The organism is bacterium, from assembly GCA_035419245.1.
Classification (GTDB): Bacteria; Zhuqueibacterota; Zhuqueibacteria; order Residuimicrobiales; family Residuimicrobiaceae; genus JAKPUX01.
In genome coordinates this window covers 376,411-397,478 of the sequence record DAOLSP010000001.1, presented here as the reverse complement: position 1 = coordinate 397,478, position 21,068 = coordinate 376,411, and the positions used below count along the sequence as shown (strand labels likewise).

Sequence of the window (21,068 nt, the reverse complement as noted above, 5' to 3'; positions counted from 1 at the left end):
CCCCCGTTCGCCTACTCTACGCTCATTCCCTTTCATCTGGTTCAGCGATCATCTCGTCAAAAAGTGCGGCAAGCTGGCGGGTCTGCTCGCGACGCTCAAAGAGCCGCCGGGCGTCCTCCCCTTGCTCCTGATGACGCGGATATTCCTTGCGGAGCAACCTACGCAGGACAGCAGCGATCCCTTCACTGTCTCCAGGCGGTATACAGAAACCGAGGCCGTGGCGGCGGATGAGGGTGGAGGCCTCGCCTTCGGGCGCCAGGGCGAGAATGGGAAGGCGCGCGCCGATGTATTCGAAAAGCTTGCCGGTGAGAATGCCGCGGTTGGCCGGGGAATCGTCGATGATCAAGAGAGCGGCATCGGCGGCAAGGAGGTACTGCAGACTTTCGGCATGGGAGACGTAGGGGATATGGTCAAAGAAGCGGCCAGCTGGCGAGGCGGCGATCTCCTGCAGGATCGCCTCGCCGACCCGCCCCACCAGCCGGATATGGAGCGCCTCGAGGGGAGCGAACTGTTCTTCGACCAGCTGTTCGAGGGCGCGCAACAGCGAGCGGGGATTACGGTTGCCATAGAGTGAACCGGTATAAATCAGGGTGAATCCTGGCGCTTTGGGTTTGGGCGGAATGCCCGCCAGATCCGCAGCGTCGAATCCGTTGGGGAGGTAGCACCAACGTGTATCGCGTAAATCAGGATGGCGGCTCAGCAAGTCCTCTTTTACACCGGCGGAGACCGTAAGAATGTGATCTGCTTCTGTCAGAACCTGTTTTTCCATTCGGAACTCGAGCGCCCGGGCGGGCGCCGGCCGCCAATGCGGTGTTGAGAGCCAGCCAATCCAAGAATCGCGGAAATCGGCCACCCAAGGCAATCCGGAAGCGCGTTTCAGCCGGCGGCCGATGAGATGCGTCGTGTAGGGCGGGGCGCTTGAGAAGATCAGATCGATCTTCTCCGCGTTGAGGATCTTGCGGCCGAGATGAAGCGCTGGAAAGAACCAGGTCATGCGGGCATCGGGGACGAACAGGGCAGCGCGTATGCCCTCTGAAAGCCGTTCGCTCCATTTCCGGTCTTCCTGCGCATCCCGGGTCAGGGTGGCGATATCGGTGGCGGTGCCGGCCGGCTTGCCGGTGAACCAGCGGTAAAGACGATAGGGCTCGAAAAGTGGAGCCCGATAGATTTTTATCCCCTCCGGGATCTCCTGCAACAGGGTTTCATCGCGGGCTGGATAATCGGCATCCCGGGCGGTCAGGACGACCGGCTCCCAGCCGAATTCGCGCAGATATTTGACGAACTTGAGCGTCCGCTGCACGCCGGCGCCCCCGGCAGGGGGAAAATAGTAGGTGGTGATCAAGACTCTGGGCATGGCCTGCTCATCATAATGAGGGCGCCGGTGATGAGGAACTCGCGCAGTACCGGGATGTGGCCCAGGGTCTGCGCCCCGATCACCGGCCAGCCGTAGCGCAGTTGATAGCTGGGACGGCTGAGATAATAGCGCTCCCCCGAAACCGTCAGCTGGTACTTTTTTGCCAGCCGATGACAAAGGGCGATCGACATGCGGTGGTGGCGGAGTTTTTCCATTTCTTCGAGAAAGCGGGGATTGGGATCGTGCGCCACGATATATCGGGCTATGAGACGCCACAGGGCCTGTGGAAGGATATGGAACCAGGGGATGCGGCGGAGGAATCCGCCCAGCATCTGCTGGTGTCCCCCGAAAGGAGAATAAAAAGGAGGAAAGGTCAGAATCAGACGCGTTCCGGGTTGCATCAGGGCGGCCAGGGCGGCAAAGGCGCTGTTCTTGTCGGGCAAATGCTCGAAGACATCGCGGAGCAGGATCAGGTCAAAGCGGCCCTGTTCCTTTCTCAGGGGCATATGAAAAAAGTCGGCGGCAATCAGAGTCATCCTGGCTTGCTGTGCGGGTGAGGCAAAATGCCGGGCAAAGTGCAGGCGGCTGGGGCTCAGTTCCAACCCGATCGCGCGGCCGCCCGCCTCGGCGAAGGCGCAGAGGATGCCCGCCTCCGCACAGCCGATGTCGAGCATCCGGGCCCCCTCGAGGGGAACCCCCCATTCCATCAACAAGGGTAAAAGATACTGGCTCCCGAGTCGGTATTGGTAGAGCCAGTATTTTTCTTTGCCGGAGAGGTCGCCACTCAACATGCCTGGACTCCCGCAGGCGAGAAGGGGTGGCACTGCGCCCGTGAGAAAAGCCGCCGCCCGCTGCGGATATGGACCTTCGTTTCAGGCATATGGCTACTCGGATTTTGCCTTGAATTTTTCCAGGATCCCTGACTTGCGCGTGGGCAGTTCGACGATGATACTGGAATCACTGAAGAAGAAGAGATCGCCCACCTTGAGGCCGATCTCGTCGCGCAGGGGTTTCCAGTGCTCGCGATAGGCCTGATTGTCGATGCGAGTGCCGTTTTTGTCCTTGACCACGAGAATGACCCGCTCGGGAAACTGGCGGTTGATCATAAAGGGGGAGTGGGTGCTGAAGATCACCTGGTTTTTCAAGGCCAGGTCTTCGAGGACCTTCATCAAATCCTTTTGGCCGGAAGGATGAAGATGGATGCCGGGTTCATCGAAAAGAAAGAGATATTCGTTGGCTTGGGCTTCAAAGGTTTGGGCGAGAAAATTGACGTAAAAGGAGAGGTACCATCGGAACCCCAGGCTGCGGGATTCCGGGGTATCGAAGACGGTGGTGCTGTCGCTGAAATCGATATAGAGGGCGCGGCCGTTGACATTGAGTTTGACTTCGATGGTGGGTTCCTGTGACCAAACGCGGCGCAGCTGCTCGGTGATGATCCGGCCGGCCTCCTCAAGGGCGCGGCGGCCGCGAGCATTGTCTTCAAAGATGGTCTCGTAGCGATCGACCCCGCCGATCTTGAGCAGATTACGTTCAGTGGCGCACTCCGGCAGGTTGGCGATGAGATCGTCGTAATCGACGCGGTTTTTGAGCAAACGGATGTCGGGAAAATAGAGGATCTTGGGGAGAATGCGCAACAGCCGGGCCATATCGATCGACTCGACCGGATTGACATTGATCAACAGATGATAATCGTTGAGGGTTGGTCCCTCCTTGCGGATCTTGAAGCGCTCCACCTCCTTGAAGGACTCCGAGACCGCCTGCAGGAGGCGCCGATTTTCGTTGGTGAAACCGGAGAACTCCAGGGTCAATTCGGGAGGTTTGGCCATGTAATAATGGTTCGAGTACTGGCAGGTGAACGAGGCATCCAGGGCGACTTTTTCCCTGAAGGCTTCGAGCGCTTTGAGGATGTTGGATTTGCCGCTCTCGTTGGCGCCTATGAGCACATTGATATGCGGATCCAGGGGCAGTGCGAGTTCATAAATCGACTTGAAAGCGCGAATTTCAATCTTCGAGATGATCATCTGCGCACTCCATCGAAGTCAAGGGATCACTAGACAGCTGAATGTTCGATGAGGGTATCGTGGCGAAAGGCATCGTCGCTATTGGGATAGTCGGTTGTGTAATGGAGCCCGCGGCTTTCCCGGCGCATCATGGCGGACTGGATGATCAGCTGGGCCACTGTGGCCAGGTTGCGCAGTTCGAGCAGTCCCTCGGTGATCCGGGTGCGCTTGTAATAGTTTTCGATTTCTTGACGGATCAACCGGATCCGGCTCAGCGCCCGTTCAAGGCGGGAATTGGAGCGCACGATACCGACATAGTCCCACATGATGTTTTGAATCTCGAGGCGGTCATGGGAGATCAGGACCCACTCCTCCTGATCGAACGTGCCGGTATCGTCCCAGAGGGGAATGCCGCTGGGGATCGGTTTGCGCGTTGCCACAAAGCGGATGGCGGCCTGACTGGCTTCATGAGCGAAGACGACGGCTTCGAGCAAGGAGTTGGAGGCCAGGCGGTTGGCGCCGTGGACGCCGGTGCAGGTCACCTCGCCGCAGGCAAAAAGTCCGTTGATGCTGGTACGCCCCTGCAGGTCGGTCCGGACACCGCCGCAGGCATAGTGTGCCGCGGGGACGACCGGGATGGGTTCTTTGGTGATGTCAATTTTATACCGCAGGCAGTTTTCGTAAATATTGGGAAAACGGGCCCGGACGGCGTCGGCATCCAGATAACTGACGTCGAGATAGACGCAGGGGACGCCGCGTTTTTTCAGCTCGGCATCGATCGCGCGCGCGACGATGTCGCGGGGCGCCAAGGCCCCCATCGGATGGTATTTCTCCATGAAGGATTCGCCATCCTTATGGATGAGCTGGCCGCCGAAGCCACGCACCGCTTCGGAAATCAGGAAAGAATTGGCTTCGGGATGGTAAAGTGAGGTGGGGTGGAACTGCATAAACTCCATGTTGGCGATGGTGGCTCCGGCCCTGTAGGCGATCGCCATGCCGTCGCCCGTGGCGATCGAGGGGTTAGTGGTATGCAGATAAACCTGTCCGCAGCCGCCCGATGCAAGAATCGTCGCTTTAGCGATGAAGGGTTCGACCCTCTCGGCGTTGATATCCAGGACGTAAGCACCCCAGCAATTGATCGAGAGATCCGGAGCCAGGCGGGCACTGAAGACCTGGTGCTCGGTAATCAGTTCAACCGCCATGTGGTGTTCATAGATGGTGATGCGCGGATTGCTGCGCGCAGCTTCCAGGAGCGCGGCTTCGACGTCGCGGCCGGTGTGGTCCTTGACATGAACGATGCGGTTATGATGGTGACCGCCTTCGCGGCCGAGGTCGAACTGCCCGGTGTCGTTGCGGGTGAAGGGGACGCCCAGCTCGAAAAGCTCCCGAACCCGGTCAGGCCCTTGACTGACGATCAGGCGGACGGCATCTTCATGGCACAACCCGGCACCGGCTGTCAGGGTATCCTGGATGTGCTCTTCATAGGAATCGCCTTTATCGAAGACCGAAGCAATCCCACCCTGGGCATAATTGGTGTTCGATTCGGACTGGTGCTTTTTGGTGATGATAGCAACGGAGCCGTGGTTTGCCAGCTTGAGAGCTGTGGAGAGCCCGCCGATCCCGCTGCCGATGACGAGAAAATCGGTTTCTATGCTCATGCACCCTTCTTGTTTTTAGTAAAGTACATCATATCCATATAATTTGCAACAGGTTTGTTAATAAAAAGGCCGGCACGAAAGTGCCGGCCTGAAGCAAGGGCGTAAGCCCACCGTAATGAAACAGCCTGTTATTTTTCGATCAGTCCCAGCAGTTCTCGGTTCTTGATCGGCCGAGCGATCAGTTCGGCGATACCGCGGGCGCGCGCCTTCTCGGCCAGGTCCGGATTGTCCTGATCGTATATGCCGACCAGCTTGGTCTGAGGATGTTTGGCGTGGATCCGTTGGGCGATATCAAATCCGTCCAACGGCTCATCCCGGGACTCCGGGAAAGCGAGGTCGAGGATGGTCAGGTCCGCTGCGGCCTGATCCAGCATAGCAAAGAGATCATCCGCGTCGCGGGCGACGCGTACTTCGTGACGGTTGCTCAGCGCCAGATACATCTGCATGCCGGAGCGTAATTCGTCGTTATAAATGACTATTTTCATACCATTCCGCGGTCTCTCATCGGGCCTGCATTGTGTTAACCTGTTATAAGATAGTGGCAACAGGCCCGCTCTGCGGAAAGCTTTTAGTAGAGTTTTACCAGCTGGCTGTGTTTGTAATAATGCGCTAGAATGGCGGCATGGTCGTAGCCCTGCTGCGCCATGACAGTAGCTCCCACCTGGCACAGTCCGACCCCATGACCCCAACCGGCGCCGATCAGATGAAACCGCTCCACCTGGCCGGATGCATTCCGATCACGCTCGATATAAAAACAGGCGCTGTAAAGGTGACTCTCGGAGAGGGCGCGCCGGATGACCAACTCCTTGCCGATCCTGACGGTGCGCTCGCTGCCGACAATATCCAGGAAAATCAGGCGGCCGCCGGGCGCGCGATCTCCCGGCACAAGATCGACGAGCTCGCCAAACTGAATTCTCAACCGCCGGCTGATCAGCTCGCTCAACTCCCGGCGCGGATAAGAAACCTTCCAGCGGAAGAGATCCCGGGTGTTGTACGGCAAGGAGGAGAGGATAGCATATTTTTGGGTATTGCACCAGACATCGGGTGAACTGTCGATATAGGCACGCGTCTGCTCCTCGTCAGCTAGCGGGAAACTCAGCTTTTCGCGCCCATCCACACCCGGAACCAGATAGGGGACGTCGCGTTCATCCCAGATATGGGCGTAATCCTCCATGATCCCGCCGCAGATTTTGGCATAACGCGCATCGCAGACCCGCCCCTCATGCAGCAGGGTGACCCCTTCGGTCTCCACCGCGGCGGCCCGGGAGAATTCGGAGATGTTGGCCACGCCGTGGTAGCACTGACAGTGATCGTCGGAACAGAGGTGGAACTTTTCGTCGTAGTGATGTTTGCCCATGGTGGCGAGAATAGTGCTGCGCGCGGCGATGGTCTGAGCTTTGAGCAGCTCGACCGGATTATCCCGGGTCATCTCCGAAGAGTTGACGCTGATGAGATAGGTCTCGATGTCCAGCTCGTTGACCGCCAGCAGCCGCCCGGCATTGTTGAACCCGATTTCGAGAATCCCGGGCAGCACCTGGGTGCGCTGGTGCTGCCAATGGAACTCGATGCCGACCGTGACATCAAAGAGCTGAATGCGGGCCTTTGGATCCGCGGGGACAATCCGGCATCCATCGACGAAAGGCTGATTCATCAGCTGGAGCGTCCCAGAAGGCTTGCGGACGATTTCCTTGACCACAACGGCCTCGCCTACCGGCTCGTATTCCAGGGCGAACTGCTTCGCCGCCGCTTCATCCGCAAAGGCTTCCGTGACGATCCAGTATTCACGATTGTCCATGGTAAATCCGTGCAACGTCAGCACGACCCCCGGCCGCCACAGGGTGGTGGCTATACCCCGCGACTTGAATTTTCTTCGCCGCTTCTCAGCTTCTTCTTCGGTCAGGGCGATCGCCAAGCGCACACGATAGCGCACCCCGGCGGCTTCGGAGAACTGGATGACCGCCTCGCAGGGGGTGTTGGCTTTTCCATGAGCCATCCGGTTTCCCTGCAGATCGAGAACATCGAAGGCGCTCTCGCACTGAAACCGGATGGTTTCGGCCGACTGGATCATGCCGATACGGACCTGGGGTACAGGGTTATTCATGGTCTTCTCCTATCATGCGATCTTGCAGGCGTGCCGCCGCGGAGGTGTCGCACGCCTTGTGAAATCCAGAAAGTGCTGGAAACAAGAGGATGAGGGCGGCGGCAATCCAGATCCATTTGACATGGACTTCCCCGGCATACCAGCTTAGCTTCTCCGGCCCGGCATTGTTCACCAGGATGGAGAGCAGGTTATTGAGGCCATGCAGCATCACGGCGGGCCAGATGCTGCCGCTTTTCCAGGTGATGTAGGCTAATACCAGCCCGAGCAGGGTGATCTGAATCATCCACCAGATATTGAAATGGAACATGGCGAAGAGGATGGCAGAGAGGGCCATGGCCGTTGCAGCCTCATTGAGATGTTCCAGGGTGCGCTGGACCAGGCCGCGAAAAAGCATTTCCTCTGCAATAGCCGCAACGACGACGCCGTTGCCGATAATCAGCAGGGCATCGGTCAGGGAATCAATCGCCAGCAGATCGCCGACATCAAACCACGAGGGGAGGGGGAAGAAGAGGGCGATGATGCGGTCCAGTTCGTCGCCGAGGATCATGACCGGGATAGCCAGCAGCAAGGTGCAAAAAAGGATGGGCAGGGTCACCGGATTGAGGCGAAAGGTCCGCCGAAATGGCAGTTTGCGTTTCAGGACGTATAGAATGGCCGGAATGATGAAGAGGGTTTCAGCCAGCAGGCCCCATTTCGGGCCGCCCAGCAGGATCAGAAGCGAGCCGGCGAAGAGACTGAGGATGAACATGGCCAGCGTCCAAAGCAAAACCCTGGAGAGCTCTTTGCCATCTAGATAGAGATTGTCGTCATCAGGGCTCATGGGCACCCGTCTGCAAATGAGGAGTGGTCAGCTGATAGAGTACGATTGCGGTAGCGATGGCTGCATTGAGCGATTCCGCCCCCCCTCCGGGTATGGTGATTCGCCGGTCAATCAACTCCTGCAGGGGGGTTACCAAGCCGTGGGCCTCGCTGCCGATGAAGAGCAAGTCGCGTCCTCCGGCGGCGAGCGTAAACGATGGATCGCCGCCGGCCGCTTCAGCGCTGAGCAACCGCCAGCCCGTAGCCCGAGCTGCAACGGCCGTCTGCAGCAGATCGTGATCCTCATACACCCGCAGCCGGAAGAGACTGCCCATGCTGCTGCGTACCACCTTGGGATTGTGCAGTTCCACGGTGGCCCGGCTGAGAAGAATCGATCGAACGCCAAACCATTCTGCCGTACGCAAGATGGTGCCCAGATTACCGGGATCGGCGAGGCCATCGATGGCCAGGATCAGCGGGTCCCTGCAGGCGGCCGGATCGAAAGCGGGCAGCTGTTTTTTGCGCACGAGAGCGGCGATCCCCTGGGGCGCTTCGGTCTCGGCCAGCAGGGAGAAGGCGGCGTTTTCCATGAGCTCGAGCGGAACATCGTGCCGGGAGAGCTCCTGCAACAACAACTGGATACGCCTGTTTCGCGTGGCCTCTGGCGTATGAAAGGCGCGCACCAGAGCGGCTTCCGCCCGGAGGGCCTCCTCGCAGAGCCGGACGCCTTCAATCAGAAAGGCCTGCTCCTGCTCGCGGAATTTTTTCAGCCGCAGGCGGCGCAGCGCCCTGAGTCGCTGCTTCGAGATGGGCATGAGAGGATTTCCGGAACCGGCTGAGATCGGCGGGCGCCCACCTGGTGGATGTCGCCGCAGCCATGCGTGTGAATTGCCTTCAATATAGGACAAAATGGTCATAATGACAAATGCTTTTTAGCCTGATGGTGATGATCGGCCCGCCTTACACCCTGCCCCCACTGCTGATGATTTTTCTTGCGTTTCAATTCTTGCGCCCTATATTACGGGAGACAAATCACCCTGTAAATCCTCGAGAGGTCACCATGGTCCTGCGTGAAGAATTGGTCAGCTATCTCGACGACTATCTGGGCGTAAGGTTGATCCCCGATTACGGTCCCATGGGCCTGCAGGTCGAAGGTCGAAGGCCGATCGGGCGCATCGTCACCGGTGTCTCCGCCTGCCTCGAACTTTTCGAGGCGGCGGTGCAAAAGGAAGCCGATCTGGTCATAGTCCACCATGGCCTGCTCTGGGACCGGGACAGCCGGGTTGTGCAGGGGCCCCTCCGCCGACGCCTTAGGTTTCTACTTGAGCATGATCTCAATCTGCTGGCGTATCATCTCTGCCTTGATGTGCATGAGGAGGTGGGTAATAATATTCTGGCGGTCAAGGCCTTGGGCCTGCACAACATTGCGCCGCTGGGCCGGATCGGTCTGATGGGTACGGCCGAAGAGATGGAGTATACGGAACTGGTTGAACTGGTCCGGTATACATTCGATCGCGAACCCTTCGCATTTTCCTTCGGACCGGCCAGGATCCACCGCATCGGCTACTGTTCCGGAGGGGCTCCGGACGACCTCGCTCTGGCCATTGCGGAGGGGCTCGATGCCTATATCACCGGAGAGGTGCAGGAAAAAACCATGCACATGGCCAAGGAGGCGGGAATTCATTTTATTGCCGCTGGTCACTACGCGACGGAACGGCTGGGCATCCGCGCCCTGGGCGAACATCTGGCGCACAAAATGGCCGTGGAGGTGGAATTCGTCGATATCCCCAATCCCGTCTGAGATGGAACGGATAAAGTTTGAATACTTTATGGAGTTGGTGAATCTAATTGAATAAAAAAACGTAAGAGAAGACAGGAAAATAACCATGCGTGATGTGATTATCATCGGCTCGGGTCCAGCCGGATTGACGGCGGCGATCTACGCCGGCCGTGCCAATCTGAAACCACTGCTGATCAGCGGAATGGAACGGGGGGGACAAGTCACCCTGACCAATGATCTGGAAAATTTCCCCGGCTTTCCGGAAGGATTGAGCGGTTTTGAAATGTACCAGTTGTTTGAAAAGCAGGCCCTGCGCTTCGGGATGGAGGTCATCTACGATGTGGTCGTAAGTGTCGAACTGGAGGGACCCGTCAAGCGCGTCCGGACGCCTACCCAGACACATGAAGCGCGGTCGGTGATCATTGCCACCGGCTCGACCCCGAAACGGCTCGGCGTCCCCGGAGAAGAACGCTACATCGGCAAGGGGGTTTCCTACTGCGCTACCTGCGACGGTTTTTTCTTCAGCGGCAAGCAGGTGGTGGTAGTGGGTGGGGGCAACAGCGCACTGGATGAGGGCCTCTTCCTCACGCGTTTTGCGGAGAGAGTGACCATCATTCATCGCCGCGACCGGTTGCGGGCCGACGCCATTCTCCAGGAGCGGGCGCTGCATCACAACAAGATGGCCTTTATCTGGGATACGATCGTGGAGGAGATTGCTGGCAGCACGACGGTGACCCATTTGCGGCTGAAAAATGTCAAAACCGGGGCCTCGTCGGAGTTCCCGGTCGACGGGGTATTTGTCTTCATCGGCCACAAACCCAACACCGAACTCTTTGCAGGCCAGGTCACGCTGGATGGCGGCGGCTATATCGAAACGGATCGTCGCACGCGCACCAATTTGCCTGGTGTTTTCGCCTGCGGGGATGTCCAGGATTCCATCTATCGCCAGGCGATTACCGCTTCCGCCTCCGGCTGCATGGCGGCCATTGAGGTCGAGAAATACATTGCAGAACTCGAGGGCAAGGCTTACCCCGGGCGATGAGTGAGGGCTGCGCCGAATCGGGCGCAGGATTAAGATACAGGAGGACTATGGATTCTCAATCAAATCGCGGTTCGACCCTGTTGGGGGTGGTCCTGGTCGTTATTGGCTGCCTGCTCCTCTTCAATGGGCCCTCGTTGTTTGACATCATTCGCTGGTTCTTCCGCTTCTGGCCGGTCGCTCTGATCGGGCTGGGTCTCTACCTCGTGCTGGGAGGGCGGCGTGGGGACGAGCAAACGCCCGGCACCCTTCATGAGGACGAACCCGAATTTGCGGGGACGCTGTCGAGGGACTCGGCCATCGGCGACCTGCGGATCAAGCTGCCGGCGCGGGGCTTCAACGGTGGCAGCGTCAAGACCCTTGTGGGTTCGGTGGTGATTGACGCCTCCCAGGTAGCGATGGAGCCGGGGGAACATCGTCTTTATCTGCGCAGCGGCGTGGGGGATGTGCACGTCGACTTGCTGCCGGGGCTGCCCGTGAAGGTCAAGGCCAGGGTGTCGTTGGGGGATATCAAGGTTTTCGATCAGAAGGCCGAGGGATTCAATCAGGCGCTGTTTTACCAGACGCCCAAATACGAAGAGATGCCCGCCAGGCTGCTATTGATCTGCAGTGTCGGGTTGGGGGACATCAAGGTCTTTTGAGAGGCATTCGGTTCGGATTTCAGCGCCGGAGGAGCTGCCGCAGTTCCTCCGGCGCTTTTTTTTATGGCAGAACGCGGTCTGTGTGCGCAGGTTATTCTGCTGCGGCGAAAGTGTAGAGAAGACGGATCTCATCCGCCCAGCGGTCGGGTTCCGGGGTTTCGAGGATGAGGGGGAGATCGTCCAGTCGGCTATCCTGCATCAGGAGCCGGAAGGCATCGAGGCCGAGAAGGCCATCGCCGATGGGGGCATGCCTGTCGACACGGGAGCCCAGTTCTTTCTTGGCGTCGTTGAGGTGGATCCCCCGGAGATAGGAAAAGCCGACCGTCGCATCGAAGAGACGCATGGTCTCGGCATAGGCTTCGGGGGTGCGTAAGTCATAGCCGGAGGTGAAGAGATGGCAGGTATCGAGGCAGATGCCGACGCGGCTTTTATCCTCCACCGCCTCGATGATGGCTGCGAGCTGTTCGAAGCTGCACCCTACATTACTGCCCTGTCCGGCCGTATTCTCGATGACAGCGATCACCCCGTTGGTCCGCTCCAGGGCGAGATTGATGGAAGCTGCGACGCGCTGCAACCCCTCTTCCAAAGCGATCAGTCCGAGATGGGAGCCGGGATGGAAGTTCAGCATTTTCAAACCAAGCTCCTCGCAGCGTTTCATCTCGTCGATGAAGGCGGTTTGAGATTTGGCCAAGCCGGCCGCTTCAGGATGGGCGAGATTGATCAGATAGCTGTCATGGGGCATGATATAGTCCGGCAAGAAGTGTAGCTCTTCGCAACGGACCTTGAACCGGTCGATCTCAGCGGTGTCGAGGCTTCTGGCCAGCCATTGGCGTTGGTTTTTGGTAAAAAGGGCGAACGCCCGCGCGCCAATGGCGCGGGCGTTTTCGGGCGCATTTTCCAGACCGCCTGCAGCGCTGACGTGAGCTCCAAGGAATTTCATGGCGCGAAGACCTTTCGTTGAATGCAAAGCCGGAGGCTCCGCAGCATGGATCACAGGGCCTCCGGCGCTATCGATTGGATCCGGCTGAGGGTTGTATCAGGAACGGCTGCCCGGTCGGCGGTGGCGGCCGCCGCGACGCCGCGGCCGGTTGTTCCGCGGCGGCTGGTCCTCGTTGCTCTCCGAGCGCTTCTCCACCAGCACGTTGGCTGTGGTCGGCACTGGGGCATGGAGGGTCTGTTGATAGAATTCGTCGAGCAGCATGGCGATGACATTGTTCAGGTCGTCATTGTCTGCAAGGCTCTGGGCCAGAGGCTGAAAGCGGCGCAGCCGTTCTTTTTCGACATTGTCCTTTGCGCGATATTTAGCCTCGAGCAGAGCGGTGACGCGCTCGGTGACCAGCGCCGCAACGTCCTCGTTCTGCGGCAGGACGTTCTGGATCAGGGTAAGGTTGAATTTCCGGGCGATGCGGTCGAGATCGATCTGCTCCACTTCGGTGACCAGCGAGATCGCTTCACCACTGGCGCCGGCTCGGCCGGTGCGTCCCGCTCGGTGGATATAGGCCTCCGGGTCCTCGGGCGGTTCATACATGATCACCACAGGCAACTGCGGAATATCGATGCCGCGCGCGGCCACATCGGTCGCCACCAGAAAGCGCAGACTGCCATCGCGAAGGCGCGCCATCACCTTCTCACGCGCATTTTGCGGCAGATCCGAGGAGAGTTCATCGGCATTATAGCCGAAGCGCTGCAGGACGATGGCCACATAATGGACCTGGGAGCGTGTGTTGCAAAAGATGATCGCCTGAGCCGGGTTTTCCATTTCGATGATGCGGACCAGAGCGCGGTCTTTGTCCATGGGAGGGACGACATAGAAGGAGTGCTCGGTCTCGGCGACATAGACCTGGTCGCCGCTCAGGCTGATGAGTTCCGGATCGTCGAGGAACTCAGCGGCCAGATGGAGCACGAAGGGGGGAAAGGTGGCGGAGAACATATAGGCATTGATGCCTTGCGGCAGATACTGTTGGACCTCCTTCATGTCGGGATAAAAGCCCATGGAAAGCATGCGGTCGGCCTCATCGAGGATGAGCAGCTGCAAGCTGCGCAGGTTCAGCGATCCTTTGAGGAGATGATCGAGGATGCGGCCCGGGGTGCCGACCACCAGATGGGCGCCGGCGCGGAACGCGTCGATCTGGCTGCCATAGCCGACGCCGCCGTATACCGCTGCGACGCGCAAACCCGAATCACCAAAGAGGATTTGGGCTTCGCTGCTGACCTGTTTGGCCAGTTCGCGGGTAGGTACCAGGACCAGGGCCTGGGTTTCGGGCAGGGATGCATTGAGACGTTCGAGCATTGGCAGGATGAAGGCACCGGTCTTGCCGCTGCCGGTGCGCGATTGGACCATCAGGTCGCGGCGGGCCAGCAGATAGGGGATGGTGCGTGCCTGAACCGGCATCAGATCTTCCCAGTTCGTGCGGGCGAGTCCAGCCAGCAATGCGGGGGAAAGCTGGTCACGGGAGATTTCCGGTAGCGGTTCCTTGGGAATGCGAATTGGCGTCTCGATTGCGGGCGCCGGCGTCTCGCGGGGTTCGCTGATGGCTTCAGGCTTGATCTCCGGCGCAGACTGCGCGGCAACCTGCTGCTGGAGATCCGGCTGCGGCGGGCGGCCCTGGGGGTGGCGGGATCTTCTTCTGCGGCGCGAGCGCGAGCTGCCGCCCTGGGGCCGCCCTTCAGCGCTTTCCTGGGGGCGCGCATCCGGTCGGGCGGGCACACTGCTCTGCGGCCGCGGCGGTTGGCCGCCGGGACGCTGCGGCGAGCCCCCCTGCGGTCTGGGCCCTGGGCTGCCTCCAGGGCGCTGATTCTGCTGATAACGGGAGCGGGAACGTCCCGCGCCGTAGCGATCCTGATCGGATTGCGGGCGGGGCGCAGGTGTACTCTTTTTTTCAGTTTTACTGCCAAAAAGCTTTTTAAAGAGGTTCATAGCTCATTTCCTGTGTTAAACTTTGGCATCCTGAAGAGATGAGGGATTTCGCTGCAACAGCACAACCACCTCAATATGGGCGGTGTGCGGAAACATGTCAACCGGCTGGATCTTCATCAACCGGTAGGGCCCGGCGCAGAGCACCTTGAGGTCTCGCGCCAGAGTAGCGGGGTTGCAGGAAACATGGACTATGCGCTCAGGGGCAAGCCGTGAAACGGCCGCCACTGTTTTGGGGTGCATGCCGCCGCGCGGCGGGTCGATGATCAGGACGTCGGGCCGGCCATGACGCGCGATGGTCTCTGCGGTGTTTTCGAGGAGGTCTCGAAGATCACCCCAAACAAACGAGCAATTGCCTATGCGATTCAGTGCGGCATTTTGTTGGGCATCTTCCACGGCGGATCGAACCGATTCGAAGCCGACCACCTTGTGGGCCAGGTGGCTGACATAGAGCGAAATGGTGCCTGCGCCGCAATACAGGTCGTAGACGGTTTCGTCCGGATGGATCCGGGCATAGTCGACGACGACATCGTAGAGCCGTTCAGCCTGGAGCGTGTTGGTCTGAAAAAACGAATTGCTCGAGATTTCAAACGTGAGGTTGCCCAGTTTTTCGGTAATGGTCGATTTGCCGGCGAGCCGATACTCTGCTTCGCTGAAGGCCACACCGGAAAGACTTTGCGTCGTGCTGAACAGCAGGGAGGTGATGCCAGGGAAATGCGCTTGCATCCGCGCTGAAAAGTCGCGGGCCAGCGCCGGGTCATACTCGGAGGCGACGAGATTGACCATAATTTCACCTGTTTTTCTGGCATGCCGCATCACCAGAAAGCGCCAAAAGCCGTGGTGGTCACGGGCGTGATAGGCCGGACGCCCGGAGTCAATGGCGAATTGACGCACGTGATGAAGAATAGAATTGGTCACCGGCGTTAAAAGGTGGCACGTCTCTACGTCGATGATCTTGTCGAAAAATCCCTTCGCATGCAAGCCGAGATAGAGCGCGGGTTCCTCCGCTGGAGGGACGCCCAGCTCATGCCGGGGGACCCAACGCTGCGGCGAAAAAGAGTACTCCATTTTATTGCGGTAGGAGTAAATCTCTGGAGAGGGCAGCGTAGACTGGACCTCCAGACCTGAGAATCCGCCGATATGGGTCAGTGCTTCCTCGACCTGCCTCTGTTTGTAGTGCAACTGCTGTGCATACGGCAGATGCTGCCAGCGGCAGCCCCCGCAATGGCCGAAATGCAAACAGTGTGGCTCGGCTTGATCGGGTGCGGGCTGCAGAACCTCCTGCAGCTGCGCTTCGGCGAAGTTCTTTTTCCTCTTGCTGATTCTCGCCAGAACCTTTTGCCCGGGCAGGGCATGCTCAACAAAGATCACCAGATCATCCAACCGGGCTACGGCAGCCCCTCCCAGGGCGAGATCCGTCGGAAGGAGTTCGACGAGATCGCCTCGGCGCAGGCCGGCAGCGGTTTTTTTAATCTCCGGTGTGGTGCTTTGTGTGCAGGCGATGTGCATTTCGAGTCCGTTTGCCTGGTTCAGTTACGCATTCGCCCTCACTGGAGCAGCCGGCGAGCCCCCGCATAGCTCTCGCGATAGGGGGTGTCCGTGATCAGTGACAGGGTCACACCGCGGGTGACTGAGGCATGGATGAAATACCCCCGGGCCACGTAGAATCCTACATGATCGGGCTGGCTGGCATGACCGAGCTTGAAAAAGACCAGATCGGCGAATTGCAGCGGTTGGTTTTCCACGCTCATGCCAAGGGCAAAGAGCTTGAGGGTGGTTCTCGGCAGATCGATGGCTGCAGCACGTTTATAAATCTGTCCCACCAGGCCCGAACAATCGATGCCGGATGGGGCATTGCCGCCCCATAAATAGGGGGATTCCCAATAGCTGCGGATTTCGGCCTTGAACCGTTCCTGCAGTTCCGGCGTCATTGCACCGAACCGCTCCCCGCGCGTATTTTCCGCCGTGAGCTCTTCCTGCCCCGCTTGCACGGGCCTGCGAAAGTCGGGATTCCAGGCACATCCCGATACCAGCACCAGAAGAAGCAGGATGATCCATGCGGACAGACGCCTCGGCACGCTCTTGAGGGCGTGTGCTATCTCTTTTTTCGGCATAGTTATTGCAAATCTATTATGGTGCGGATAGCGCCGCAAGGCCTTGTCCCAATTGTGCCAGAACCGGGATTAATCGCGGGTCCTGTCGAGACCCTTGCATAAAAATTACGGTTATTTCGAACAAGTTCCAAGTGTAATTTTCGGTCGGTCGACTTTTCCCTTGACTTTTGCCTTGTTTACCTTTAATTTAGCTAAAGATTTACGTTTGGAGGAGGACGCTGGCTGACCGAGGCGCCGCTGGAGCGAACGCCAGGTGTCTCTGGCGGCCCGGACAGGTTCGTGGAGCGGGATGTGAGCAGGATATTCAAAAGAGGATGGGTTTTTCTGCTGCTGGCGCTCGCGGCCGGCAATGCGGTGGCCGGCGACAGCCTGATGGTGCGCTTGCTTTATGCCTTCGGCCGGGAGGGTGATGGTCCCGGCCAGTTCCGCTCGCCCCGAGCGCTCTCCCTGGACCCAGAAGGCGCCCTCTATATTGCTGACACCGGCAATAACCGCATCCAAAAATGCACTGCAGCCGGCGCTGTGCTGGCCATGGTTGGAGGATTCGGCTGGGGGGAAAACCAGTTTCAGCAGCCCGTCGATCTTTACGCCGGCAATGGCCTGGATCTTTTCATCGCCGACTACCAAAACCGACGCATTGTCCGCTGCGACCGGCAATTGCATTGGATTAGCGCCTATTCTTCTCCGCAGGGCACGGCTAACAAGCTGAGTCTGGGTTTTCCCGCCGGCCTGGCCCTCTCCATCCATAACGATCTCTTCATCGCTGATGCGGAGAATCTGCGTATTCTCAAGCTGAACGCCTTGCGTGAAGCGGTGCAATCCTTCGGCGATTTCGCCGAGGGCGAAGGAGAGCTGGCTGAGCCGAATCAGGCCGCGCTCGATACCAAGGACCGGCTCTATGTCTCGGACCGGAGGCGCGGCTGCGTCGTCGTCTACGATTACTTCGGCAATTATCTTGAGGAGATCGGTAGCAGCATTTTGAAAGAGCCGGTGGGTCTCTGCCTGACCCGGGAAGGCCTGCTCCTGGTGGCCGACGAGGGGCGTGACCAGGTCCTCATCTTTAGCCAGAAAGGCCGACTGATCCGCAGCGTGGGAACTACCGGAGAGAAACTGGGCGCCTTGAACGATCCCGCTGATGTCGCGGTGCAAGGAGACCGGATGTACATCGTGGAGTCGGCCAATCACCGTGTGCAGGCTTTCGAACTTTCATGGCTGCACATTCCTTGAGAAGGCAGCCGATGCGGTGGTCCGGCGTGCAGGGGTGGAGGATCCTGTTTTTGCTGCTGGCGTGCTGGCCCGTGCAAGCCCAGGTCACCGGCAAGATCGAGCGTATGACCTTGCTGGAGAAGGACCTGCTCTTCCTCGGTGAAGGACGAAGGGGACCTTATTTCCTGCCCGACACGCTTATCCTCGCGCAGTCCGAGCGCGTCTTCCTTGACAACAAGCCACTCTCCCGCGATCACTACACCCTGAATTACCTCAAGGGAGAGATCCGTTTTGCCGATCCGGTTCCTCAAGGTGCCGCCATCCGGTTGCAGTATAAGATCTTCCCCTCCCCGCTTGCCCGGGTCCGTCAGCGACACCCGCTCGTACAACGCATGTTCGGTGCCACCTCCCCCGGGGAAAGCCTGCCTCGCGAAATGGGCAGCGAAGAGATCGATTATGCCGCACAGCTTAATAAGAACGGCAGCATCACCCGCGGGATTACCGTGGGAAGCAATCGAGGCCTGAAGGTCAATTCGAGCCTCAACATCAACGTCTCCGGCAAAGTGGCTGAAAATGTCGAGGTTGTTGCCGCGCTGACCGACCAAAGCACGCCCATTCAGCCTGAAGGGACCACCCAAAACCTTCAGGAGATCGACAAGGTTTTTGTCCAGATCAATGCGCCCCATCTCTCCGCCATTATGGGGGATTATACGCTCGATTTCACGGGAGCCGAGTTTGCGCAATACAGCCGCAAGCTGCAGGGTGCGATGGGGAGTGTGCGGTATCAGAATCTACAGCTCTCGGCTTCAGGGGCGGTTTCGCGGGGCAAGTATTTTTCCTATGCCTTCACAGGCCAGGAGGGTAACCAGGGGCCGTACCAGCTGGTGGGCGATCGGGGACAGATCGACATGATTGTGATGGCCGGAACCGAACGCGTTTATCTCGATGGGCAGACACTGGTCCGCGGTGAAACCAACGATTATATCATCGATTACGCTGCCGCCCAGATTACCTTCACCCGGCGGCGGCTGATCACGGCCGATTCGCGTATCGTCGTCGACTTTCAGTTTTCCGATGAGCAGTACCGCCGCAGCATCTATGCCGCCCAGGCATCCGGCACATTATGGAACGGACGCTTGAAGCTCGGTAGTGCGCTGATCCGCGAAGGGGATGACAAGGATAATCCCCTCGATTTCACGCTCGATGACCAGAAACTGGCGATCCTGCGCGCGGCAGGCGATAATGCTTCGCTTGCCGCCGAGGATGGCGCGACCTATGTAGGCCAGGGCAAGGGCCGATATCGCAAGGCTGCGGCGGGGTATTATGTCTATGCCGGTGCGGATTCGGGCGACTATTCCGTGATCTTTTCGGATGTTAGCGAAGGCAAGGGGGCGTATAAATATACCGGCGCCGGCGCCTATGCTTATGTGGGCGCCGGCCTGGGCCGGTACCAGCCGGTTCAGCTCCTTGTCACCCCCGAAAGTCACACCTTGATGGATTTCCAGCTGGCCGCTGCGCCGAACCGAACCTGGCGGTTGAACGGCGAGATTGCCGTGAGCAATCTCGACCGGAACACTTTTTCGTCCCTTGGCGATGGCGATAATCAGGGGGCGGCGCAGAGCTGGCAGATCGCCTTTACGCCCGACACCCTGCGTTTCCTGAAGCGACACCTGGGTGTGCTGCAGTGGTCAGGGCGATACCGGCGTGTGGAAGACCGCTTTAGTGACATCGATCGTACCCAGGAAGCGGAGTATAACCGCCGCTGGGACCTGGGTCGCAGCGCCGCCCGCGGCGAAAAGGTATGGGAGATGAGCGGCGACTGGGCTCCCTTTACCGGCGCGCGACTGAGCGGTGAGTATGGCGACAACCACAAGAGCGGCGGCTTCCAGTCGCAGCGCTGGCAGCTGGAGCATGCTCTCGACCGGCCTTCATTGCCGTCCTATGCCCTGCGAGTAGAACACATCACCAGAGCGGAGGGATTTGGCGGCAGCCGCAGCGAATGGCTGCGCGCCCGCGGCCAAGCCCACTATAGCCTCTGGCGGTTCAGACCCCTGGTTGAATATGAGGGCGAAGAGAAAAAGGAGAACTGGTCGGCCTCCATGGCCACGGGTTTTCGCTTCAATGCGCTCACCGGCGGGACAGAGATCCGTCCCTCCAGAAAAATCAGCGCCCAGGCCCTCTACTCCTGGCGGGATGACCAGACCTATGCGGGAGGCAATGCCTTTATTGGCCGATCGACGGCGCGGACCCAGCAGGTCAAGCTCCGGGCTCAGCAATTGGGCGCCCTCTCCGGTTCGCTCGAATTCACCCATCGCGAGCGCACTTACGCCGATTCGGCCATCAGTAAAAAGAATACCGATCTCGCCGAGATCAGACTGCTGGCGGTCCCTTGGAAGAGCGCAGTGAATGCGGACGTCAATTATCAGATCTCCAATACCGCGACGGCCAGGAAGGAGCGTATCTATATCAAGGTCAATCCTGGTGATGGCACCTACCGCTATGACAAAGATCTGAATGAGTATGTTTTAGATCCCCTGGGCGATTATATCGTCCGCATCCTCACCACCGATGATCTGGTCCCTGTTGTCGAGCTGAAAAGCAGCGCACGTCTGCGCCTCGATCCTGCCCGCTTCTGGAGCCGCAGCAAGGGGGTGAACCCCCTCACGAAATGGAAACGCTGGCTGAGCGCGCTCTCCTCCGAAACCTATGGAGCAATCGAGGAGCGGACTCAGGAGAAGAACGTCTGGCAAATCTATCTGATGGAATTGGACAAATTTCAACGGCCCGAAGTCACCCTCTTTGGCGCGATGCAATGGCGTCAGGATCTTTTTCTCTTTGAAAACCGGCGCGATCTCTCCCTGCGGCTGCGTTACCAACAGAAGAATGAAATGAACAACCAGTATCTTGAGGGCGGACAGGAGCGTGGAGACCGGGAAGTTAGCGCCCGCCTCACCGGCCGCATGGGAAACCGCCTCTATGGCCAATCCGATCTGATGCGCAAGTGGATCAAGCGGAGCTTTACAGAGCATTCGCGTCAGGATCGGGACATTCTGTCGAATCAGGGTCGCCTCGAGCTCTCGTACCGCCCCCGACCAACGCTGGAGTTAGCCCTAGAGGGGCGGTATGCCCGTGAGGCGGACCGTTCTTATCTGCCGGAGACCAGGGTGCACTATCTGGCTCTGACTCCGCGCGCCACCTATTCCTGGCGCACCAATGGCCGGCTGCAGGCCGAGTTGGAGTGGAATCAGGTGGGGGTTGCACCGCAGGGACGGATTATCCCTTATGAGATGGCCGATGGCCGCAGCGCCGGGCGTTCGATGCGCTGGGATATGCGGTTCGAATACCGTCTTTCGCAGACGATTCAGGCTTCGGTATCCTACACCGGACGTAACGAGCCGGCGCGGCAAGGCGTGACCCATACCGGGCGCGCCCAGGTGACGGCGGCGTTTCGTTGAGCGGAAGG

General features: G+C 59.0%; 17 protein-coding genes. 5 read left to right on the top strand and 12 right to left on the bottom strand.

Going from position 1 to position 21,068, the window contains the following annotated elements; all coding sequences use genetic code 11:
• Positions 1-22: 22 nt before the first annotated feature.
• From PLH32_01570 to PLH32_01535, 8 genes are all read right to left on the bottom strand, one after another.
• Complete coding sequence (locus PLH32_01570; protein ID HQJ63279.1) at positions 23-1,354, bottom strand: glycosyltransferase family 4 protein; 1,332 nt, start codon at positions 1,352-1,354, stop codon at positions 23-25.
• Complete coding sequence (locus tag PLH32_01565) at positions 1,339-2,145, bottom strand: class I SAM-dependent methyltransferase (protein HQJ63278.1); 807 nt, start codon at positions 2,143-2,145, stop codon at positions 1,339-1,341. The genes PLH32_01570 and PLH32_01565 overlap by 16 nt, the downstream gene beginning before the upstream one ends.
• Before the next feature lie 93 nt (positions 2,146-2,238).
• Positions 2,239-3,375, bottom strand: a complete 1,137-nt coding sequence (locus PLH32_01560; protein HQJ63277.1) for an AAA family ATPase — start codon at positions 3,373-3,375, stop codon at positions 2,239-2,241.
• Between the two features lie 29 nt (positions 3,376-3,404).
• Positions 3,405-5,012 carry an L-aspartate oxidase gene (nadB, locus tag PLH32_01555; protein HQJ63276.1) on the bottom strand — a complete coding sequence of 536 codons (1,608 nt, stop codon included), beginning with the start codon at positions 5,010-5,012 and terminating at the stop codon, positions 3,405-3,407.
• A gap of 128 nt (positions 5,013-5,140) precedes the next feature.
• The gene (locus PLH32_01550; GenBank protein HQJ63275.1) at positions 5,141-5,497 is read right to left on the bottom strand and encodes a response regulator; all 357 of its coding nucleotides are present in this window, start codon (positions 5,495-5,497) and stop codon (positions 5,141-5,143) included.
• Between the two features lie 83 nt (positions 5,498-5,580).
• The gene (locus tag PLH32_01545) at positions 5,581-7,113 is read right to left on the bottom strand and encodes a SpoIID/LytB domain-containing protein (protein HQJ63274.1); all 1,533 of its coding nucleotides are present in this window, start codon (positions 7,111-7,113) and stop codon (positions 5,581-5,583) included.
• Positions 7,106-7,933 carry a type II CAAX endopeptidase family protein gene (locus PLH32_01540; protein HQJ63273.1) on the bottom strand — a complete coding sequence of 276 codons (828 nt, stop codon included), beginning with the start codon at positions 7,931-7,933 and terminating at the stop codon, positions 7,106-7,108. Before PLH32_01540 ends, PLH32_01545 begins: the two co-directional genes overlap by 8 nt.
• The gene (locus PLH32_01535) at positions 7,923-8,726 is read right to left on the bottom strand and encodes an RNA methyltransferase (protein HQJ63272.1); all 804 of its coding nucleotides are present in this window, start codon (positions 8,724-8,726) and stop codon (positions 7,923-7,925) included. Before PLH32_01535 ends, PLH32_01540 begins: the two co-directional genes overlap by 11 nt.
• Before the next feature lie 245 nt (positions 8,727-8,971).
• Here PLH32_01535 and PLH32_01530 point away from each other — a divergent pair, with 245 nt between their 5' ends.
• The 3 genes from PLH32_01530 (at position 8,972) to liaF (ending at position 11,371) form a co-directional block, all read left to right on the top strand.
• On the top strand, positions 8,972-9,712 hold the full coding sequence (locus PLH32_01530) for a Nif3-like dinuclear metal center hexameric protein (protein HQJ63271.1): 741 nt from the start codon (positions 8,972-8,974) through the stop codon (positions 9,710-9,712).
• 85 nt (positions 9,713-9,797) lie between these two features.
• Positions 9,798-10,733 carry a thioredoxin-disulfide reductase gene (trxB, locus tag PLH32_01525; GenBank protein ID HQJ63270.1) on the top strand — a complete coding sequence of 312 codons (936 nt, stop codon included), beginning with the start codon at positions 9,798-9,800 and terminating at the stop codon, positions 10,731-10,733.
• 47 nt (positions 10,734-10,780) lie between these two features.
• The gene (liaF, locus tag PLH32_01520) at positions 10,781-11,371 is read left to right on the top strand and encodes a cell wall-active antibiotics response protein LiaF (protein HQJ63269.1); all 591 of its coding nucleotides are present in this window, start codon (positions 10,781-10,783) and stop codon (positions 11,369-11,371) included.
• A 91-nt stretch (positions 11,372-11,462) separates the two neighbouring features.
• Here liaF and nfo read toward each other — a convergent pair whose 3' ends face one another.
• From nfo to PLH32_01500, 4 genes are all read right to left on the bottom strand, one after another.
• Complete coding sequence (gene nfo / locus PLH32_01515; GenBank protein HQJ63268.1) at positions 11,463-12,311, bottom strand: deoxyribonuclease IV; 849 nt, start codon at positions 12,309-12,311, stop codon at positions 11,463-11,465.
• Between the two features lie 96 nt (positions 12,312-12,407).
• Complete coding sequence (locus PLH32_01510) at positions 12,408-14,288, bottom strand: DEAD/DEAH box helicase (GenBank protein HQJ63267.1); 1,881 nt, start codon at positions 14,286-14,288, stop codon at positions 12,408-12,410.
• A 15-nt stretch (positions 14,289-14,303) separates the two neighbouring features.
• Complete coding sequence (rlmD, locus tag PLH32_01505; protein ID HQJ63266.1) at positions 14,304-15,794, bottom strand: 23S rRNA (uracil(1939)-C(5))-methyltransferase RlmD; 1,491 nt, start codon at positions 15,792-15,794, stop codon at positions 14,304-14,306.
• A 38-nt stretch (positions 15,795-15,832) separates the two neighbouring features.
• Positions 15,833-16,399, bottom strand: coding sequence for a C40 family peptidase (locus PLH32_01500; GenBank protein ID HQJ63265.1), 567 nt, complete (start codon positions 16,397-16,399; stop codon positions 15,833-15,835).
• A 291-nt stretch (positions 16,400-16,690) separates the two neighbouring features.
• Here PLH32_01500 and PLH32_01495 point away from each other — a divergent pair, with 291 nt between their 5' ends.
• The gene (locus PLH32_01495; protein ID HQJ63264.1) at positions 16,691-17,626 is read left to right on the top strand and encodes an NHL repeat-containing protein; all 936 of its coding nucleotides are present in this window, start codon (positions 16,691-16,693) and stop codon (positions 17,624-17,626) included.
• 50 nt (positions 17,627-17,676) lie between these two features.
• A complete protein-coding gene (locus PLH32_01490) occupies positions 17,677-21,060 on the top strand; it encodes a hypothetical protein (protein ID HQJ63263.1) in 3,384 nt (1,127 codons plus the stop codon).
• Positions 21,061-21,068 lie beyond the last annotated feature (8 nt).

Coding starts and splice junctions, on each gene's coding strand:
- rlmD (HQJ63266.1), bottom strand. CDS start 15,794: ATGCACATCGCCTGCACACAAAGCACCACACCGGAGATTAAAAAAACC.
- PLH32_01540 (HQJ63273.1), bottom strand. CDS start 7,933: ATGAGCCCTGATGACGACAATCTCTATCTAGATGGCAAAGAGCTCTCC.
- PLH32_01560 (HQJ63277.1), bottom strand. CDS start 3,375: ATGATCATCTCGAAGATTGAAATTCGCGCTTTCAAGTCGATTTATGAA.
- nadB (HQJ63276.1), bottom strand. CDS start 5,012: ATGAGCATAGAAACCGATTTTCTCGTCATCGGCAGCGGGATCGGCGGG.
- PLH32_01500 (HQJ63265.1), bottom strand. CDS start 16,399: ATGCCGAAAAAAGAGATAGCACACGCCCTCAAGAGCGTGCCGAGGCGT.
- PLH32_01570 (HQJ63279.1), bottom strand. CDS start 1,354: ATGCCCAGAGTCTTGATCACCACCTACTATTTTCCCCCTGCCGGGGGC.
- PLH32_01565 (HQJ63278.1), bottom strand. CDS start 2,145: ATGTTGAGTGGCGACCTCTCCGGCAAAGAAAAATACTGGCTCTACCAA.
- PLH32_01545 (HQJ63274.1), bottom strand. CDS start 7,113: ATGAATAACCCTGTACCCCAGGTCCGTATCGGCATGATCCAGTCGGCC.
- PLH32_01510 (HQJ63267.1), bottom strand. CDS start 14,288: ATGAACCTCTTTAAAAAGCTTTTTGGCAGTAAAACTGAAAAAAAGAGT.
- nfo (HQJ63268.1), bottom strand. CDS start 12,311: ATGAAATTCCTTGGAGCTCACGTCAGCGCTGCAGGCGGTCTGGAAAAT.
- trxB (HQJ63270.1), top strand. CDS start 9,798: ATGCGTGATGTGATTATCATCGGCTCGGGTCCAGCCGGATTGACGGCG.
- PLH32_01550 (HQJ63275.1), bottom strand. CDS start 5,497: ATGAAAATAGTCATTTATAACGACGAATTACGCTCCGGCATGCAGATG.
- liaF (HQJ63269.1), top strand. CDS start 10,781: ATGGATTCTCAATCAAATCGCGGTTCGACCCTGTTGGGGGTGGTCCTG.
- PLH32_01535 (HQJ63272.1), bottom strand. CDS start 8,726: ATGCCCATCTCGAAGCAGCGACTCAGGGCGCTGCGCCGCCTGCGGCTG.
- PLH32_01530 (HQJ63271.1), top strand. CDS start 8,972: ATGGTCCTGCGTGAAGAATTGGTCAGCTATCTCGACGACTATCTGGGC.